This window comes from Longicatena caecimuris, assembly GCF_018406465.1.
Lineage (GTDB): Bacteria > Bacillota_I > Bacilli_A > Erysipelotrichales > Erysipelotrichaceae > Longicatena > Longicatena caecimuris.
The window spans coordinates 1,241,968-1,260,898 of the sequence record NZ_AP024510.1 but is presented as its reverse complement, the minus strand read 5'-3'; the positions used below and the strand labels follow the sequence as shown (position 1 = coordinate 1,260,898).

17 protein-coding genes and 1 other annotated feature are annotated in these 18,931 nt (G+C 37.8%); all 17 genes read right to left on the bottom strand.

Features of this window, described 5'->3' with window-relative positions; all coding sequences use genetic code 11:
- Positions 1 to 27: 27 nt before the first annotated feature.
- Positions 28 to 1,347 carry a group II intron reverse transcriptase/maturase gene (ltrA, locus tag KJS44_RS05825; RefSeq protein ID WP_017144628.1) on the bottom strand — a complete coding sequence of 440 codons (1,320 nt, stop codon included), beginning with the start codon at positions 1,345 to 1,347 and terminating at the stop codon, positions 28 to 30.
- A gap of 583 nt (positions 1,348 to 1,930) precedes the next feature.
- Positions 1,931 to 2,998, bottom strand: coding sequence for a branched-chain amino acid aminotransferase (locus KJS44_RS05820; RefSeq protein ID WP_008688923.1), 1,068 nt, complete (start codon positions 2,996 to 2,998; stop codon positions 1,931 to 1,933).
- 234 nt (positions 2,999 to 3,232) lie between these two features.
- A complete protein-coding gene (locus KJS44_RS05815) occupies positions 3,233 to 3,667 on the bottom strand; it encodes a chemotaxis protein CheW (protein WP_008688925.1) in 435 nt (144 codons plus the stop codon).
- Position 3,668: 1 nt separating this feature from the next.
- A complete protein-coding gene (locus KJS44_RS05810) occupies positions 3,669 to 5,669 on the bottom strand; it encodes a chemotaxis protein CheA (RefSeq protein ID WP_008688926.1) in 2,001 nt (666 codons plus the stop codon).
- Positions 5,666 to 6,601, bottom strand: a complete 936-nt coding sequence (locus tag KJS44_RS05805; protein WP_008688928.1) for a GGDEF domain-containing response regulator — start codon at positions 6,599 to 6,601, stop codon at positions 5,666 to 5,668. Before KJS44_RS05805 ends, KJS44_RS05810 begins: the two co-directional genes overlap by 4 nt.
- Before the next feature lie 12 nt (positions 6,602 to 6,613).
- A complete protein-coding gene (locus tag KJS44_RS05800) occupies positions 6,614 to 7,087 on the bottom strand; it encodes a chemotaxis protein CheD (protein ID WP_008688929.1) in 474 nt (157 codons plus the stop codon).
- On the bottom strand, positions 7,087 to 7,704 hold the full coding sequence (locus KJS44_RS05795) for a chemotaxis protein CheC (RefSeq protein WP_008688931.1): 618 nt from the start codon (positions 7,702 to 7,704) through the stop codon (positions 7,087 to 7,089). Before KJS44_RS05795 ends, KJS44_RS05800 begins: the two co-directional genes overlap by 1 nt.
- A gap of 6 nt (positions 7,705 to 7,710) precedes the next feature.
- Entirely contained in the window at positions 7,711 to 8,088 is a 378-nt protein-coding gene (locus KJS44_RS05790; protein WP_008688932.1) for a response regulator, read from the bottom strand.
- Positions 8,089 to 8,116: 28 nt separating this feature from the next.
- The gene (locus KJS44_RS05785; protein ID WP_008688935.1) at positions 8,117 to 9,796 is read right to left on the bottom strand and encodes a methyl-accepting chemotaxis protein; all 1,680 of its coding nucleotides are present in this window, start codon (positions 9,794 to 9,796) and stop codon (positions 8,117 to 8,119) included.
- 11 nt (positions 9,797 to 9,807) lie between these two features.
- On the bottom strand, positions 9,808 to 10,278 hold the full coding sequence (locus tag KJS44_RS05780; protein WP_008688938.1) for a chemotaxis protein CheD: 471 nt from the start codon (positions 10,276 to 10,278) through the stop codon (positions 9,808 to 9,810).
- Positions 10,275 to 10,877: a chemotaxis protein CheC gene (locus KJS44_RS05775; RefSeq protein WP_008688939.1), complete on the bottom strand. Its 603-nt coding sequence runs from the start codon at positions 10,875 to 10,877 to the stop codon at positions 10,275 to 10,277. Before KJS44_RS05775 ends, KJS44_RS05780 begins: the two co-directional genes overlap by 4 nt.
- 29 nt (positions 10,878 to 10,906) lie before the next feature.
- Positions 10,907 to 11,707 carry a CheR family methyltransferase gene (locus KJS44_RS05770; protein ID WP_008688940.1) on the bottom strand — a complete coding sequence of 267 codons (801 nt, stop codon included), beginning with the start codon at positions 11,705 to 11,707 and terminating at the stop codon, positions 10,907 to 10,909.
- Positions 11,688 to 12,095, bottom strand: coding sequence for a chemotaxis protein CheW (locus tag KJS44_RS05765; protein WP_008688941.1), 408 nt, complete (start codon positions 12,093 to 12,095; stop codon positions 11,688 to 11,690). The genes KJS44_RS05770 and KJS44_RS05765 overlap by 20 nt, the downstream gene beginning before the upstream one ends.
- A gap of 1 nt (position 12,096) precedes the next feature.
- On the bottom strand, positions 12,097 to 14,439 hold the full coding sequence (locus KJS44_RS05760; RefSeq protein WP_008688942.1) for a putative bifunctional diguanylate cyclase/phosphodiesterase: 2,343 nt from the start codon (positions 14,437 to 14,439) through the stop codon (positions 12,097 to 12,099).
- A complete protein-coding gene (locus KJS44_RS05755; protein ID WP_008688943.1) occupies positions 14,436 to 14,864 on the bottom strand; it encodes a chemotaxis protein CheW in 429 nt (142 codons plus the stop codon). The genes KJS44_RS05760 and KJS44_RS05755 overlap by 4 nt, the downstream gene beginning before the upstream one ends.
- A 410-nt stretch (positions 14,865 to 15,274) precedes the next feature.
- Positions 15,275 to 17,899 carry a valine--tRNA ligase gene (locus KJS44_RS05750; protein ID WP_008688944.1) on the bottom strand — a complete coding sequence of 875 codons (2,625 nt, stop codon included), beginning with the start codon at positions 17,897 to 17,899 and terminating at the stop codon, positions 15,275 to 15,277.
- Positions 17,883 to 18,449: a GNAT family N-acetyltransferase gene (locus KJS44_RS05745; RefSeq protein WP_226896757.1), complete on the bottom strand. Its 567-nt coding sequence runs from the start codon at positions 18,447 to 18,449 to the stop codon at positions 17,883 to 17,885. The genes KJS44_RS05750 and KJS44_RS05745 overlap by 17 nt, the downstream gene beginning before the upstream one ends.
- Positions 18,450 to 18,482: 33 nt before the next feature.
- Positions 18,483 to 18,696, bottom strand: a binding site (T-box leader).
- Positions 18,697 to 18,931 lie beyond the last annotated feature (235 nt).

Sequence of the window (18,931 nt, the reverse complement as noted above, 5' to 3'; positions counted from 1 at the left end):
TCGAGTAGGGTGAAATAAATCACCCTCTCACACCACCGTACGTACGGTTCCGTATACGGCGGTTCGTTTTAATTTCAAAGCGTGTCTCTCTATATAGTAATCTAAACAACTGACTAGTCCTTTTTGGGCTAGTTTTTCTTTTGATATTGCTCTTATCACACATGTCTTGGTTACTACCCATTGATAATGGTCTCCCATATACGATGTCTGTCTTGCTCTATCTTTTGAAATCCCAAGCTTTTGTAATCCCCATTGTCGCTTGCTGGGAACTTTCCACTGCTTCCATATAATTACTCGAAGTCTTGTACGAAGATGTTTATCTATATTCATCATATGTGTTTTCATATTACATATGGAATAATAGTTTATCCATCCTCGTATTACTTGGTTCAGTTGTCTTATCCTTTCTTTTAAAGCCATTGTGTTCTTTCTGATTGTTAGCTGTTTCAGTTTCCTCTTAAATCGTTGTATGGAACTTGCGTGTGGTCTTGCACAATATTTCTTATCTTTTGTATCATAATAAAATCCAAAGCCTAGATATTTTAATTTGTTAGGTCTTGTGATATGCGTCTTTGTCGCATTCACTTTCAGTCCCAATTTGTGTTCAATCCACTTTGTGATTGTATGCATCACTCTGTTCGCACTGGCTCTACTTTTTACCGCTATCACGCAGTCGTCTGCGTATCTGGTAAAGTGTAACCCTCTGCTTTCTAATTCTTTGTCTAATTCATTTAGGATAATATTACTTAATAATGGCGATAGGTTTCCACCTTGTGGTGTTCCCTTTTCACTCTTTTCATATTTTCCGTTTATCATGATACCTGCTTTAAGATATTTTCGTATGAGCGACTCTGTATCTCCATCATTTATGATGATGTGTACATAACTCATCAATTTATCCTGTGGCACGTTGTCAAAGAATTTCTCTAAGTCAATGTCTACTATCCATTCATATCCATCATTGATATATTCCAATAATTTCATTATGGCCTGTTCACAACTCCGATTTGGTCTGAATCCATAACTATAATCCGAAAAGAACGTTTCACATATTGGACTTAATACTTGTACCATTGCCTGCTGGATGATTCTATCCATTACCGTTGGTATCCCCAGATTTCTAGTTCCTCCATTCGGTTTTGGTATTTCAACTCGCTTTACTGGCTGTGGTTTGTACTTCCTTTCTGTGATTTCTGCTCTGATACTTTCCCAGTTTTCTTTTATATAAACATAAGCGTCCTCAATCGTTATTTCATCAATTCCGCTTGTTCCTTTATTCGCTTTTACACGTTTATAGGCTTTGTTCATATTTTCTCTGTTCAGTATCTTTTCTAATAGTTCTGACATACTTTGTGCACTCCTTTCCTTTCCGCTTTCTTACAAATCATCATACGTGTTTTGGATATTTGCTCATTTACGTTTTCACTCATATCCTTGTCTGATTATTGTAAGAAACATACATTTTGCTCGTGCGATTAAAACGTTCGGTCCTTCAGTATCTCTACTTAATATGACCTCTGCTGACTTCTCATTGTTCGTTGTTACTACTCCTCGACTGCCCGTCGTTCTACGTCTCGCCTACTGAGTCAATGAGACCTCGCGGGGTAAGTCACATATCTTTCCTCGTTTACTTATCTGATTTACGCCATTAGGTTACGGTTATCTTTTGGACTTTGATGCTTCATGCCATCTCATCCGCTAATGCCGCCTTATTATCAGCCGTCTGAATTTAATGTTCAGACTTCCTGTCCGTTAAGCCACGATTTCGCTATTGCTTCCTCTCTCCCATACCTCACGATATGAAACTTGCAAGTCGCTCTTGGGTTCGTCGATAACTACGCCCCGAGGGATTTTCACCCTAGATATGTGGCATGCCCGCCACAAAAAAAAAAAAAAAACGGTCAAAACCGTTTTTTTATTCGCTTAATGTTTATTTAACAATACGTGTCCAACCATACGTATCTTTTACATTTCCCCATTGAATACCTGTCAAGGTGTCGTATAATTTCTGAGTCAGTTCCCCCGTTTTAAAATCATTGATTGTTACGGTCTCACCCTTATAATAAAGTTCTCCTACTGGTGAAATAACAGCAGCCGTTCCTGTACCAAACGCTTCCTCTAGCTTACCCTTTCTTCCCGCTTCCATTAACTCATCAATAGATAAGTGACGCTCTTCTACTTCATATCCCCAATCTTTTAAGATATGTAAAATAGAATCACGTGTAACTCCCGGCAATACTGTTCCATCACATGGTGCGGTAATGATCTTATTATCAATTTTGAACATGACATTCATGGTTCCAACTTCTTCCACATATTTACGTTCTACACCATCTAGCCACAATACCTGTGTATAGCCTAATTTTTCTGCTTTTACCTGTGCTGCAATACTAGCGGCATAATTACCTCCACATTTTGTAAAGCCTGTGCCTCCCTTAGTTGCTCGCACATATTCATCTTCTACATAGATTTTTACCGGATTTACACCTTCCGGATAATAAGCACCTACTGGTGATAAAATAATCACAAACTTATAGGCACTGCTTGGATGCACACCAACAGCTGCTTCTGTAGCAAACATGAATGGACGGATATATAATGAGGTTCCCTCTGCAGTAGGAATCCAATCTACTTCATGAGCTACTAATTTTTCAATCGCCTCGACAAACATTTCTTCCGGTAGAATTTCCATGCATAAACGACGATTTGAGTTCGCAAAACGTCGTGCATTCATTTCCGGGCGAAATAAAAGTACGTTTCCATCCTTACTTTTATAAGCTTTCAAACCTTCAAAAGTTTCCTGTGCATAATGTAAAACCAGAGTTGCCGGATCCAAACAAATAGGCGCATAGGGTTCTATTTTAGCATTGTGCCAACCTTTATTTACTGTCCAATCCATTGTGAACATATAATCCGTAAAGTATTTACCAAAGCCAAGGTTTTGATCCCAAGCGGGTTTTTCCTTTAATGTTTTTGCCTGTACGTATTCAATTTCCATAATGACTGCCTCCCTTATATGATTATGTTTAGGTTACACCTATTTTGGGAATCCGTCAACCACCTTTTCATCGTTTTCATAAAATATAATCATTTTTTACATATCTTTTTCATTTATCATCATATTATTGTTCCTGATACGTATTAGAAACTTTTTATGTTCTGCCTTCTTCCTACATATGACTACCATCCATTCAAAAAAACAGACATCTTCATATGGATGTCTGCATGACTATCACCATGGATAAGCCGTATGGCGAAAACGTTCTAATAAAAAAGCAAATAATTTTTCTGTCGAAATAATCAATTGCATGCGATCATGCCACTTAAAAATCTGCTTGATTGCTATATCACTGTCTGCTAAAGCCTTAGGAACCTCCATAGCTTCACCATCTTCAAACAAATAGGGTATGGTATGCACATTCACAAAATAATAATGCTGTTTTGTTTCTACCATGATCATACAGCTAAGCGATGTATCAACCGGTACTTCCAATATATCATATAAATCAAGAACTGGATAACTTCTTCCCTGATAATGGGTCATGCCACAAACTCCTTGTGGTGCACAAGGCAATGGTGTAATCACACCATCTTGTAATATTTCAATAATATTGTCTGAGGCTATGCCATAATGTGTCTCTTGAATATCAAAACCGATATATTGCATATTATTCCCTGCCTTTCCAAGCATTTTTTAATAAAGTTTCCGCACGAAGATCATAACAAATATGTCCATCTCCTAACAAACTATAGCCACTGATACCTGTATGCTGCTGATACGTATCTTGTAATACGCCTGGAAGTGGCTTATCGACGATATTTCGCGTTTCGATGACTTCATCAACGGCCAATACCGCCTTCATCCCTTGACTATTTAAGATGATAAGGGTCTTATTCTTACGCTCTTGCATGGTTTTATCCCCCACTTGTTGATAAAGTTCATCAAGAAATAATACAGGCAGACTCATCTCCTTATAACGATAATACACATGTTGGCCTTGTACGCTAAAAACATTAGTATCCCAAGGACAGAAATGTTCAATCGCATGAATAGGAATTGCATAAACAATCGTATGACAGCGAATGATCAGTGCCGGTATGATGGAAAGTGTCAAAGGCAGATAAAGGATAAAAGATGTTCCTTTCCCTGCTTCACTTTGTATTGCTAATCGACCGTTACTGGAATTAATCATCTGTTTCACCACATCCAAACCTACACCGCGGCCACTGATTTCACTGATTTCTTCTTTTGTTGAAAAGCCTGGCATCAATAGAAACTGATATAATTCCTGATCACTTATTTGTGCATCTTTTGCTAATAATCCCTTTGCTATCGCTTTTTCGCGTATCCTTTGAGCATTTAATCCTCGCCCATCATCTTTTACCTGAATTTTTACTTCACCATTGCTTTGCTCAACGTTCAAGATAATTTCGCACTGCGACGATTTCTTATTGCGTAAACGCTCTTCTTTACTTTCCAGACCATGGTCAACCGCATTGCGTAATAAATGCATCAACGGTTCAAAAAGACGATAAACAATTTCTTTATCAAATTCCGTATCTTCTCCTTCAACCTTAAATACCACATCTTTTCCCTCTTTCACCGCCACATCGTGTACCACACGTGATAATTTAGGTACTAAAATAGCCATTGGGACAAGCCGTATAGACATAACGACCTCTTCTAAATGATCATATAACTTATCAAAGGTTTGTTTATAAAAATCTACCATAGCATCATTACCAGTTGTCTGCATATACACTTTTAAAGTTTCTCTAGCAATCATCATTTCACCAATCAGATTTTGTAATTCGTCTAATTTATCGGTTCTTACAGATAAAAATGTTTCTTTCTGTTCTTTTAATGTACCAACTTTTTTATTCATCTTTTTCTCATCATGAGCAAATGGAGTGTCTTTTAATGCTTTCTGCTTACAACTTTGAACAAATAAAGCATTCTGTGCCACCTTCATCGCCTGTTCAGGATGGTCGCTTGTAATTGCCAGATAAAATCCATGTTGTTGGATATAAGATGCCGCATCCTTATTGTTTTCTAATTCTTCAGGATATGTATGCAATTGTTGACATAGTGGTTTTAATTGTAAGACCATCATATAGGCTCTTACATTTTCCATCATACAACCTTCTTCGTATAAAAGATGTAAATAAAACGTATTCGCACCGACCGCTTTTTCAGGTTCAGGGATTGGCTTTTGTATTTGTTTAGGTATCTTACTAGTCTCTGCATCTTCTTTATGTTGCAGTGCATTCATCAGCTCTTCAATACGCTTGATAAAAAAAGATGGATCCGCTGGTTGATAAGATTCCTGCTTCATGATATCCAATTGCTGATGCATAAAATCAGATACATCATACAAAAGGGTGAATAATGTATCTTCATGAGACTGTAGGCGTTGTGGATCATCACGTAAAATGCCAAACACATCTTCTAAACGATGCATACAATTGGCAATCTCAGTCAAATTCATCATCGCAGATGAGCTTTTCGTCGTATGCATGACACGAAAAATGGCATGTATGTCCTCTTTCGTTAATGCGTGATCTTGTTGATGTGTCAATAGGATACGATCCAGTTGTTCAAAAAGATCATTGGATTCATATATATATACATCCAGCATATCTAACAGACTGTCATCGAAAAAACTCATAATACTTCGCCTGCCTTCAGATCTTTCATATGCTCATAACAGATAAAACAATTTTTTCCATGACGTTTTCCATAATATAAAGCTTTATCTGCCATCTCAACGTTTTCTGAGAAGGTCAATGCATGATCATAACAGGTGATGCCTTGTGTGAGCGTACAGTGAAAATCTTCTCCATTACTATGAAAAGGAAGATGTTCTACAGCATAACGGATCTGTTCCGCCACCTCTGTACAGTCTTGTTGCGTTACACCTTTAAACACGATGAGGAATTCTTCACCGCCCCAGCGTATCACTTCCCATTTCGCAGCTGTTGCAGCAAGCGTACTGGCAATACCAATTAAAACCATATCGCCGATTTCATGACCGAAATAATCATTTACATATTTAAAATCATCAATATCGGCAATGATTAACATCATCGGAATATTGATATCCAATGTATTCTTTAATTTTTGATCGACATAATTGCGATTTAATAATCCGGTTAATGCATCGCGAAATGCCAAATTATGCAATACACTCGCCTTCTCTTCCATTTTCTGTAACTCATCTTCTTTATGTTTCGTACGCAACTGCGACATAATGCGAATCAGTAGCTCGTCGGCATCAAATGGTTTTTTGATATAATCGCTTGCCCCAAGGGTCATACCTGTCAATACCGCATCATGATCATCACGGGATGTTAAGAAGATAATTTTGGTATTTTGAGGTGCTCTTTTTTGAATCTCTTCATATAGCGTGAAGCCATTTGTATCCGGTAATTCTACATCCAGTAAAATGAGATCGGGTTGAAAATCCATGACTGTTTGCATCGCCTGTTTCCCATCATGGGCAATTTTTAATTCCATTGTTTCCGATTTTAAAATCCGTTCCACCTGACTGGTGATCATGATACTGTCATCAACTACCAGAATCTTCCCATTCTTTTCCATACGCGTTTCTCCTTATATTTCTATATTGATATTTCTTGCGGACTTCACTTTGACAAGGCCATCACTACAATAAAACCAGATAGAGCGACCATAGTTTTTTTCGACATCTTCCCCTTTGATAGGGATTGCTAAATTTTGTAAGATCTGGCGAACCGCATTCACATTGCGTTTGCCAATATTCGTACTGATTTCACTGGCGAACATACATGCTCCTCCTGCAACTTTCGCATACATGCGTGATCGCACTGCCCCTTTTATCTGCATCTTTGTACATAAAGCCGTAATCCCTGTATCCGCATAACGATAAACATCTGGCTTATCAGGTATTAACTTGCTATCCGGCAACAAGATATGAACCATACCACCGATTTTGGCGACAGGATCATATAAGCAAATACCCACACAGGAACCAAGTGCATAGGAAATTAAAACATCATCTTCTTTGCCTATCGCTGCAGCGCCAATTCCTATGACCTTCTTTTGCATTAGGAAACTCCCAATCTTTCCAACAAGTGTTCAATAGAGGAAAGCTCTGGTAGAAATAATACATGACTGACAAAATCACATGCATTAATACGGAAACAATTTTCAATAAACAATAGCTCATCGCCCATTTGTGCAAAATGTATCATTGGTACACTTAGCAAGGAGCCTGCCATGTCTGTGCATGAGGATGGAACCGATACATGTATCTGCATGCCTGTCATAGAAGCAATGGCATTTATATAAGAACAGCACATGATATTACCAATTTCACAAATAGCACTTTGTGACATTTCATCAGGTTCACGAAGATCAATCGTACTTTTACCTAATACACCTTCTAATAATTGACGGGTGAATGTCTCATTTAACAAAAACATAAAGATTCCATTCATATCACCACTTGTTTCAATTAAAATGCCTACCTTTACCGTCTGTGCGCCACCTAATAATTCCTGAGCATCCTGATAAGGAACAATACGTACAGCAGGTGTTTGTAAATGAATTGTCTGATGAATCATAGACGATAACGCGGTTAATGCGTTTCCTGTTCCGATATTACCAATTTCTTGCAAGGCATCGCGTGCCAGGGCATTAAGATCTGAATAATTTTTCAGCATACATCATCACACAGCTTCCTGCACGATCTTATGCACAACTTCAATAACATCATTTGCATTAAAAGGCTTAACGATAAAGCTGGTAGCGCCAATACGGATAGCTTCCACTACCATTGCTTCCTGAGCCATAGCCGAACACATGACAACCGGTAATTTCGCCTTTTTTTCTTTTATTATTTTTAATGCTTCGATACCTCCCATATTGGGCATCGTAATATCCATTAATACCAAATCAAACTCCTGTTCATCAATAAAAGTTATCGCCTCTACACCATCTTTGGCTTCTACGATATCATAGGTATAAGCCGTATCCTTCGTAAGGATGTTTTTCAACATGGTTCGCATAAATATAGCATCATCTACAATAAGTATTCTTTTTGTCATAAATTTTCTACCTTCCTTATCCATATTCTTATATTTCAAAATCATTAACTAATTCACGAAGCACCTGTGCCTGCGCTGCCAATTCTTCACTGGCTGCTGCACTTTCTTCTGATGTAGCTGAATTGCCTTGAACGATTTCAGATATTTGTTCAATACTTTGACGTACTTGGCTAATCGCCTTTGATTGTTGCACGCTGACATCACTGATACGCTCGACATTGGCCGTTACTTGTTGTGCATTTTCTACGACATTTTGTAATGTTATAGATGTTTTATCCATCATTTTACTACCGCTTTCGATCGATAGACTTGTCTTACGAATCAATTCACTGGTCAACTTACTAGCTTCTGTTGTTTTCGCTGAAAGATTACGAATTTCTGCCGCAACCACTGAGAAACCTTTCCCTGCTTCTCCTGCTCTGGCAGCCTCAACCGCAGCATTTAAAGCTAATAAATTGGTTTGGAATGCAATATCTTCAATTTCTTTTACGATCATTGTGATATTGCTGGAATTTTCATTAATTTCATGATTTGCCTTTAACATATTTTCCATTTGTTCATGACTTTCCATGATCTGATTCTTCAAATTATTCGCATATTCGCTAACAACGATAGCATCATCAGCATTGCTTTTTACACTTTGTGATAATTCATTGATATTGGCAGCCAATTCCTGAATAGAGCCTGCTTGATCACTGGCTCCTTGAGAAAGAATTTGTGCCCCATTCGATACTTGCTGAGCACCCCCAGATACTAATTCAGCACTGGTGCTGATTTTCATAATGGCATTGCTTAACAGCTCTGATATCTCATCCAAAGCCGTACCAAGTTCAATAAAGTTCCCTTTGAATTTAACATTACTGCGATAATTTAATTTGCCATTGCCCATCATTCGCATACTTTTGGCAATCTCATCACTATAATACGATAAAGTTTTCACTGTTTCTCGCATGCTGTCAGCCAATTCGCCAAGTTCATTTCCACTTTCATATTGTATCTCTGTTCTTAAATTGCCTTCTGATAATTCGCGTGCTGCTTTCTTTATTTCAATGATTGGATGGGAGATATTACGGTATACCCAAATCCACATGGCAATAAGGAAGATCACCATGATAACTGAAGTAAGAGCGATAAAGATCATCATTCTCGAAATGGTTGATTTTCCATCACTATAGGCTTGAGCAGCATCTTTTTTCACTTTCGCCTCTAAACTTGATAATTCATTTCGCATTTTTATGGAACTAGCTTCATATTTATTCTGATAAAGCTTCGATGCTTCATCATATTTTTCCTGTTCAATTAAATCTAAAACCTTATCTCGATTATTTTTTAATTCATTTAATGCCGATGTTAACTTACTGACTTCTGCATCCGATACTAAGGCATCATCCATCATGTCCATCTGCCCTAAATTTTCTTCAACAACCGTAACACTTTCCATAATTTCTTTCTTTAATGCGGCCTGTTCTTCTTTGTCGTGATATGCCAAAGATTTGGTTACGGCAAGCACCGTTTCCATATTCTTAATGCGGGTAGACATACTTGTCTTTACCACTTCAAATGATTTTTCATAAAAATCTGTATAATTATCGGAAATCGTTGCCGCACTATATAAAGCTGTAACAATAATACTCAAAAACATGATTACAGTGATACCAAATGTCAGAATCAGCTGTTTTGATATTTTCATACTTCTTAACTTTTGCATTTGTCATCCTCCTAGATATGATATATAAAATCTCGTTTTGTCTCAATATACACATTTCCATCATCTAAATGAAAGTGCAATGTTCTTCCAAAGGTATCCCCGACATCCGCAGCCACAACAGGTATATGCAGCTGCATCAGTACATCATAGGCCATTTTGATGTTTCGATGACCGATATCATCTTCATGCTGTTGATTCTTTCCCTGAAACAAGCTTGCTCCCCCTATCAGTTTCGCGATCAAAGGCTGGTGACTTTCAGAAATAGATGTCACTTGATCATATAGCTGCTGGATACCGACATCCACATAACAACTACGCTCATCCTTTGTGCATTTAGGTAACAGACATTCTACAAAACCGCCACAACGGTCATAGGAATCATATAGGCAAATACCTAAAGAAGAGCCAAGTGCTTTAGCAGTGATGATACTATTACGATCACCAACTACGATTTCTCCGGCTTTTGCCAAGATTTCTTTCATCTACTCACCTCCAATGATGCGCATAGCTTATCAACACTGTTTCCCTTAACAAGAAAAATCAGCTCATTAGGTGTTTCACAGGATGACACCCAGAAGCTTCGGGAAATGCGAAGCGCCTGATGTTGATCCTGTACGGCCATTGTTAAGACTTCATTCAAGATGGAGCCCTTCATATCCATGGTAATGCTTGGCTGCTGAATGCGGATAGCATATTTTAAATACGAGGCAATTCCTTCCATAAACGCACTCGCCATAATGCTAGCAGTTTCCTCTAACATTTTTAATTCCTGTTCTTGGAGTTGATATGCACACACATCCCGTTGCATCACCTTTTTTAAATAGGTTTGGGCAAAGGTCTGATTGAGTAAAAACAACAACATTCCTTCCATATCACCGTCAAATGGCAATAGAATACTGATCATATGTTCTTCCACTCTTAGATCATTTGTTTTTAAATCCAATTGTGTCATTTTATCCACTTTGCTAACTGATAAATATACCTGTGTATCCATCAGCAAGGCAAGAGATGCTGCGGCATTACCACCGCTGATATTTCCAAACTCTTTCAAAGTTTCTAAAAGATAACTGTTGTTTTCCACTTTCTCACCCCTTTTCTTATGCAAAGTATTTACACTTTTCGATAAATGGAATGCCCACAATATTCCATATCCTGGGGTATCTCCATCAAAACTTCCGCATGCCCTAACACAAGGTATCCATGCACTGCCAAATTCTTGCATAAATTTCTTACTGTCTGCCGTCTAGCTGCCTCATCAAAATAAATCATGACATTTCGACACATGATCATCTGATATTTCACTGTGTGAAAAGGTTCTAAGACATTATGGAATTGAAAACTCACCTGCGCCTGCAATTTCGGCGATATCGTGAAGTTTTCATTGTTTTCATCCATATGCAAATAACGTTTTTGCCAGCTTTCCGGTATTTCTTTTAATGCCCTGATAGGGTAAGTAGCATTTCTTGCTTCTTGTAATACCGCATTGTTAATATCACAACCAACCATCGCAATCGAAGGCAATACATGCAACAAGCGATATTCTTCTAGCATCATCAATAAGGTATAACATTCTTGCCCACTGGAACACCCTGCCACTAAAATGCGTAACTCATTAAGATCTTTATCCAAATTGGGCAAAACATCAGTTTCAATATAGTGATAATGCGCCATCTCCCGACAGAAATACGTATAATTCGTCGTCAGCTGATTGATCATCGTATATTGCAATTCTTTGCTTTCATCCTTGACCATTGCATCTAAAAATTCTTGAAATGAATGCATACCGCGCTTTTTTACTTCTGCTATCATGCGATATTCTATTAATACACGTTTCTTCTTAAGATCAATTCCATAGTTCTCCTGCATTACACGGCAGAAATTTTCAAATTCTTTATCCGTCATCTGAATCATAACAACTCATCCTCTTTTGTAATAGTATATCTTCAATCAAATAAATCTCTTTTTCCTTTTTATATGCCCAAGTATCCTTCAGTGTTGTTGAAGGCTGCCAACAAGTATCCGCTAGCTCCATTGGTTCCAATAATGTATCAACCATCAGGGCAATCGTAGAATTATTCATGATCATATAATATGTTGCCTTTGTTTCCGTATGGAAAAATAATGTTTCAATATCCAGAAGTGCATACCAGGCACCATCTTCATATAAGATTTGTTGACTATAACGTTTGGCCAACGGTATGGGGAATGTCTGATGATTTGACGCAACAATTTTATACACATATTCTTGAGAAATCGCATATTCATGAGATGCACAGGAAAAATGTAAATAGGTGCCCATATCACAACTCCTCCATTTCAAACGGTGTCCACAAAATGTTATCCAATTCTTCCATTGGTAACGGTTTTGAGAAATAAAAGCCTTGTGCTTCCTCACAACCGATTTCTTGTAAGAAGCGAATATGTTCAATCGTTTCAATGCCTTCGCTGATGACATTGATATTTAACTGTTGGGCCATATGGATCACATTGGAAATAATAATTTTTTCCCGCTGATCCATTACCTTTTGGAAAAACTCTCGATCCAGCTTAATGATATCCACCGGCAGCTTTTTCAAAATGCTTAAAGACGAAAAACCGGTACCGAAATCATCCATAGACAATTTAAAGCCTGCCTGTTTCAACGCAATGGCTTTTTTCATGACATCATCGATATCCTCCAGCATGACACTTTCTGTTATTTCTAATTCAATCAAGTTACGGGGAATATCAAAATATTGACAAACATTGACAATTTTATTAACGATATCAGGATCACGCAAATGAACCCCTGATATATTAACGGCAATGGACAAAGGCTCAATACCTGCATCGATCCATGTATTGATTTGCATGCAGGCCTGTTTTAATACAAACATATCTAATTCGTCAATATACCCATGTTTTTCAAAAAGCGATATGAATGTATCTGGACCAATAATTTCATTACCGCGTTTCCAGCGTATCAAAGCCTCTAAGCCATAACAGCGACGTGTTGGAATGTGCACCTTTGGCTGATAATACACAATAAATTCATTGTTGTGAAAAGCCGCAATAATGTCTTGAATGAAATGATGTTCCTTGCGATGACTTGCTTCGTCTGCATCGTCAAAGAAGGCATAACTGCTCTTATGATACATCTTTATTTTTTTTCGTGCACTGTTCGCATGATCAATCATGCTTGGCAATGGCATGTTTTTCTCCTTGATCATATAGACGCCAATCATGCAAATAATCGGAAAAGCCAAATTTTGTGTATCCGCCATACGTTCCATGCGCCGGATAATATCCTCAATTCGCTGTTGTAGCTCAGCTTGTGATTCATAATGTAATAAAACAACAAAGATATCCGCATTCATACGTACAAAGCTTTCATGTGATTCCATGATCTGACGTAAAATCTGCGCCATCGCTACAAGAATGCGATTGCCATATGTATATCCATAATCGGTATTAATCATTTTAAAGTTCTTAATATCCAATGTTAATAAGGCCATTGCTTCCCCATATACTTGAAGATCCTCAGTTACCTGCTGTTTAAAGCGATCCAATTTCCACGCATCCGTCAAATGATCGTATTGGGATAAGGCTTCACTTTCTTTTTCTAGTCGTTCCTGCTGCAATGCCATAGATAGAATATGTGACAGATAATGAAAGGTTGCCATTTGCTGAGATGTCCACATGCGCACATTTTCTAAGTCTAATAAAGTCAAATAACCGATATAAGCACCATGCTCCACCAGCATATGTTGCATCAATGAATGGACACCACGTAAACGTTGGCGCTCTTCCATAAAAACATCATATTGTTTCAATTCTTCCATGCGATTACATACGATCATCCCATTTTCATCAAAGACTTCTTGATATCGTTCTCCGATAAATGAACTCATTTTCTTTAAATTATCATTCATCACTAAAGATTTTTTTAAAATATGTTCATGTGAGATATGGAATTCACGGTTTCGATCATCTCGCGTCATGATATATACATGGTGTACCTTAAAATAAGCACAGATATGATCTATCACCTGATCAATGCCTTTCTGCATGGTATCATTTTGATATAATATTTCTAACATCTGAAAAATAAAGAAAGCATCTACATCCTTTTGCGATATTTTAAAAGGAGTTATCTCATGAGGATATGGCTTTGTATCTTCATAACGTTCACTTACTTCACCAATATATAGATGCAAATCGTGTGCCCTTGCATACCGCATCGATCCTTCTGCCTTTTCCAACATTTCTTCAAAGGAGCTTTTGCTATCTGTATAACACACTCCGCAAGTTACCTGCATATCTTTATAAATCTGATTCTTATTTAATAAATGCTCGTAATACTGCAATTTTGATAATACCTGTTCTTTATCAAGATAGCCTGGATGGTAAAGAAAGAAGGTCGCATTTCCCACACGTGCGATACACGTCGGATAGGGAAACGCTGCATGTAACAAAAAACCACACAGACGAAGATCCTCCTTCACTTTTGTGAATGCCATTTTCGTAAAATGATGATGTAATAGAAACAGTGTATCCTGGGTTGCATCTGCTTTCCCATATTTAGCAATTTCTTTTTTTACAGCAACAATATTAAGGGTTCTTGTCAATGCATCAATCTTGCTGTTTTCTGCTCTATGTTTCATAGGCTCACACTTTCTTGTACATCGTGAAATAATTTTTCCACATCTATAACATAACCGACTTCATGTTCGGCATAGCAAACACAACCACCAAGAAAGCTGTTTTCCTTCGTTCTTACATATTTGGGCAAAGCATGAATTGGTGATGTCAGAGTAATTACATCTCCTACGTTATGAACACGTAACACCATTTGTTGATCATGCTGTTTTAAAACACAACAAATCAATTCTTCTTCTGCAGGTTCTTGTAAGAGCGCAGAAAAAGAATACATACGGATGAATTGATCCTGTAAGTAGTAATTACCATCATGATCCTTTCGTAATTGTAAGTCTTTTTCAATTGCAGCCATGTTTAGACTGTGTAAAGGCAGTAAAAACGTATACGTGTGACTGAACAACTGTACATAGACTTCCGTATTTTCTTTCATAACGATTGTTTACCCCTTATATAACCTACAACATAGGTTTCTATATGATATTATTTTATCACAAATATATCACTTTTTTTATTTTATTATCAATTATCGCAATTTTCATTCGTAAAATATAACTTTTTATCTATATTTTCGTCTACATCTTATAAAAAAGCATCTTATTTGCTTTTGCCATCCCTAAAATCTTATGTTTACCTATGAAATACAATGGTTATAATTCAATAAAATTTTCTCTTATCTATTCGTGTAGTATTTCATTATATGGTATACCAACTTTTCTGAATAGCGTCTTTCTAACCTTACTAAATATGAATCATAGTATGAATATCTTGTGTCACCCATACAAAAAAAAGATTTTCAGAAGTAATCCTATTTCTAAAAATCTTTTTAAATCACTTAAATAATTAACGTCTTTTTTCCATTTCTTCTAATTGTTTTCCAACAATTGCATACTGTGCTTTATAGCCTTCTAACTTTTCCTTTTCCGCATTCACTTTGGCCTCAGGCGCTTTATTCACAAAGTTTGGATTGCTCAGCATACCTTCTCCACGTTTGATTTCTCCTTGCAAACGTTTCACTTCTTTGCTTAGTTTAGCAATCTCTTCTTCTACATTGATAATAGCTGCCAAAGGTACATTCAAGGTACCATGCAAGATTGGACGAACTGCCATTTCTTCATCTTTGGCATTATCTATCCAGGTCGCATGACACATCTTCTGTAAGATGGCATTTCTGTTTGCATCACTTGGCATGAGCACATCGTGTTCATCCTTAATGATAACTTCAATATCCATACTTGGTTTCAGATTGTAATCTACCTTAATAGCACGTACTGCTTCAATCATCGTTAGCAGCTGTTTTACCGCTACCATTTCGTCTTCACTCATGGTAACATCCACTTTAGTTGGCCAGCATTCCAAATTGATGCTTGCTTTTTCATGTGGCAGGCTTAAATAGATTTCTTCACTTACAAATGGCATGAATGGATGTAACATACGTACGATACCACGTAAAACAATGACCAGCGTAGAGCGTGCTGCTGTTACCACCGTTGCATCTGCACTCTGTAAACCAGCTTTGGATAATTCAATATACCAGGAACAGAAATCATCCCATACAAAATTGTACAATTCATTACCCACTAACGCAAACTCATATTTTTCCATGTTTTCCGTAACATTTTCCAATACTTCATTAAAGCGTTTTAAAATCCATTTATCAATCATTGACGCATTGCTTACATCGATATCCTCCAAATGGAACGCATCTCCCAACTGCATCAGCGCAAAGCGACTGGCATTCCAAATCTTATTGATAAAGTTCCAGCTTGCTTCGACTTTTTCATCAGAGTAACGCAGATCCTGCCCCGGAGTAGAATTCGTCGTCAAGAAGAAACGCAATGCATCAACACCGAAATGATCAATGACATCCATTGGGTCAATACCATTACCTAGCGACTTGCTCATCTTTCTGCCTTGTGGATCACGTACAAGTCCATGAATCAATACATCCTTGAATGGACGATTCTTCATGCAGTAACGCGTCTGGAAAGCCATTCGGGCAACCCAGAAGAAAATAATGTCATAACCGGTTACTAACAGATCATTTGGGAAATATCGTGCCAGATCATCCGTATTTTCCGGCCAGCCTAAAGTTGAGAACGGCCATAAAGCACTGGAGAACCAAGTATCCAATACATCTTCATCCTGCTTCCAGTTTTCCTGATCCTGCGGATCTTCCATGCCTACATAAATTTCATTGGTTTCTTTATGATACCAGGCAGGAATGCGATGTCCCCACCACAGCTGACGAGAAATACACCAGTCTTCAATATTTTCCAACCATTGATGGAATGTCTTTTCAAAACGTTTTGGATAGAAATTGATACGCTGTTCCGCTATTTCCTGATTTTTTAATACTTCTTGCGCCAACGGTTTCATCTTAACAAACCATTGTTTTGATAAATATGGTTCTACGATTACTCCGGTACGCTCTGAATGTCCAACTTGATGCATATGCTTTTCGATATGATCAACGACACCGGCTGCTTCAAAATCTTCTACTAATGCTTTCCGACAAGCAAAGCGATCCATTCCTGCATACTTACCACACATATCATTCATCGTTCCATTTGGATGCATACAGATTGGCATAGGAAGATTGTATTTTTTCGCCAAGGCAAAGTCATTTGGATCATGCGCTGGCGTACATTTCATGACTGCTGTACCAAAGCTCATATCAATATAATCATCCGCCATGATTGGCAAAGCTTCGCCATTTGCCGTGTTGATGGCATGCAACCCAACGATGTCTTTATAACGCTCATCATCCGGATGAACAAAGATAGCCTGATCGGCAAACATCGTTTCCGGACGGGTTGTCGCAATGACTAATTCTTTTCCCGTTTCAACAACCTTGTATTTGAAATAATACATGGCACCTTCGATTTCTTTATGAATAACTTCAATATTAGATAAAGCTGTCATTGCTTCTGGATCCCAGTTGATAATACGCTCACCCTGATAGATCAAACCATCGTTATACAGATCCACAAATACTTTACGAACAGCATGACTTAACCCATCATCCAACGTAAAGCGCTCTCTTGTATAATCTAAGGATAAACCCATCTTTGCCCATTGCTTACGAATCGTAGAAGCATATTCCTCTTTCCATTCCCAAGCTCTGTCTAAAAATTTTTCACGCCCGATATCATAACGGGAAATTCCTTCCCCTTTTAATCGTTCATCAACTTTTGCTTGTGTCGCAATACCGGCATGATCCATTCCCGGCAGCCACAGCATATCATAGCCTTGCAAACGTTTATAACGAGCAACAATATCTTGCAGCGTTGTATCCCAGGCATGACCTAAGTGCAGCTTCCCAGTTACATTAGGTGGTGGGATCACGATACAGAAAGGATCTTTTGTTTTATCTCCTGCTGTAAAATAGCCTTGTTCTACCCATGTCTTGTAGTGTTCTTGTTCAACTTTGTGATGATCATATTTCGCATCAAGTGTTTTGTTCATATAGCTTCCTCCATTCTTTTTTCAATATTGCATATAGCATCATATCGTGATAGATGCCATCACTTAACTTCATTGCTTCTTTACATATTCCTTCTAGACGAAAACCTAAAGCTTCTAAAACCTTGGCACTTCGCTTATTTTCATACGCCACCATTGCGGTTATGCGTCGCAAGCCAAATTGTGTAAAGCCAACTTCCAGCAATGGAAGTAAAGCCTCCCTTATATAGCCATGACCCCAATACTCTGGATGTAAGACATAAGCAAGCTGTGCCGTATCATCCTCCAATGCATGGAAACACACATGACCGATGACCTTTCCCCTTTGTTTATCAAGCACGCACCAAGCTTGCGGTTCTCCTCGGCGTTCATAAGGCAAATAAAACGCTTTAAGAATGTGCAATGTATGTTCTACATCAGGATGTGGGGGAAAGGTAAGAAATTGCGTTACGCAAGCCTGCCGATAATAGTCATAAATATCACAGGCATCCGCTTCCTCCATACCACGCAGATACAGACGAGAGGTTTCTTTTTCTGGCATTGACAATTGCATATGCTCATCTCCCTCCATAAAAAAAACGTCCTGTATAAGGACGTGATGAACGTGGTACCACCTTACTTCGCATACTTTTATATGCCTCTACAGCACGAATAACGATGTGCCAACCCGAATATTCCTACTGCACTTTTCAGAATATCAACTCCAAGACTACCTTCCATGTATCCTCATGCTTTCTTACACCATCCAAAAGCTCTCTGTATTTCCGATAACATGTACTCCTTCTCTTCAGCGTATGTACACTTATTATAAACAAAACTTTTCTGCATTTCAACCGTTTTTTTATAATCAATCTGATAATCTTGTGGATTTATTTTTCAAGTACCGCACTTCTTGTACGACTGCTATCATTATTTCAATCTCATCTGATTTCATCACAATGTTGTCTGTCAGTCTTGCGTATTCTTTCAGACTTCATATGCCTATTCACCATATCTATTCTTGTAAGATATACCAAATATTTGTTGATAATGGTT

Bases quoted from the DNA above. Each gene is read 5' to 3' on its own strand.
- KJS44_RS05760 (WP_008688942.1), bottom strand. From the start codon at position 14,439: ATGAAACATAGAGCAGAAAACAGCAAGATTGATGCATTGACAAGAACC.
- KJS44_RS05790 (WP_008688932.1), bottom strand. From the start codon at position 8,088: ATGACAAAAAGAATACTTATTGTAGATGATGCTATATTTATGCGAACC.
- KJS44_RS05780 (WP_008688938.1), bottom strand. From the start codon at position 10,278: ATGAAAGAAATCTTGGCAAAAGCCGGAGAAATCGTAGTTGGTGATCGT.
- KJS44_RS05765 (WP_008688941.1), bottom strand. From the start codon at position 12,095: ATGGGCACCTATTTACATTTTTCCTGTGCATCTCATGAATATGCGATT.
- KJS44_RS05815 (WP_008688925.1), bottom strand. From the start codon at position 3,667: ATGCAATATATCGGTTTTGATATTCAAGAGACACATTATGGCATAGCC.
- KJS44_RS05745 (WP_226896757.1), bottom strand. From the start codon at position 18,449: ATGCAATTGTCAATGCCAGAAAAAGAAACCTCTCGTCTGTATCTGCGT.
- KJS44_RS05750 (WP_008688944.1), bottom strand. From the start codon at position 17,899: ATGAACAAAACACTTGATGCGAAATATGATCATCACAAAGTTGAACAA.
- KJS44_RS05785 (WP_008688935.1), bottom strand. From the start codon at position 9,796: ATGCAAAAGTTAAGAAGTATGAAAATATCAAAACAGCTGATTCTGACA.
- KJS44_RS05800 (WP_008688929.1), bottom strand. From the start codon at position 7,087: ATGCAAAAGAAGGTCATAGGAATTGGCGCTGCAGCGATAGGCAAAGAA.
- KJS44_RS05795 (WP_008688931.1), bottom strand. From the start codon at position 7,704: ATGCTGAAAAATTATTCAGATCTTAATGCCCTGGCACGCGATGCCTTG.
- KJS44_RS05810 (WP_008688926.1), bottom strand. From the start codon at position 5,669: ATGAGTTTTTTCGATGACAGTCTGTTAGATATGCTGGATGTATATATA.
- KJS44_RS05755 (WP_008688943.1), bottom strand. From the start codon at position 14,864: ATGAAAGAAAATACGGAAGTCTATGTACAGTTGTTCAGTCACACGTAT.
- ltrA (WP_017144628.1), bottom strand. From the start codon at position 1,347: ATGTCAGAACTATTAGAAAAGATACTGAACAGAGAAAATATGAACAAA.
- KJS44_RS05820 (WP_008688923.1), bottom strand. From the start codon at position 2,998: ATGGAAATTGAATACGTACAGGCAAAAACATTAAAGGAAAAACCCGCT.
- KJS44_RS05805 (WP_008688928.1), bottom strand. From the start codon at position 6,601: ATGGAAAAGAATGGGAAGATTCTGGTAGTTGATGACAGTATCATGATC.
- KJS44_RS05770 (WP_008688940.1), bottom strand. From the start codon at position 11,707: ATGATTCAGATGACGGATAAAGAATTTGAAAATTTCTGCCGTGTAATG.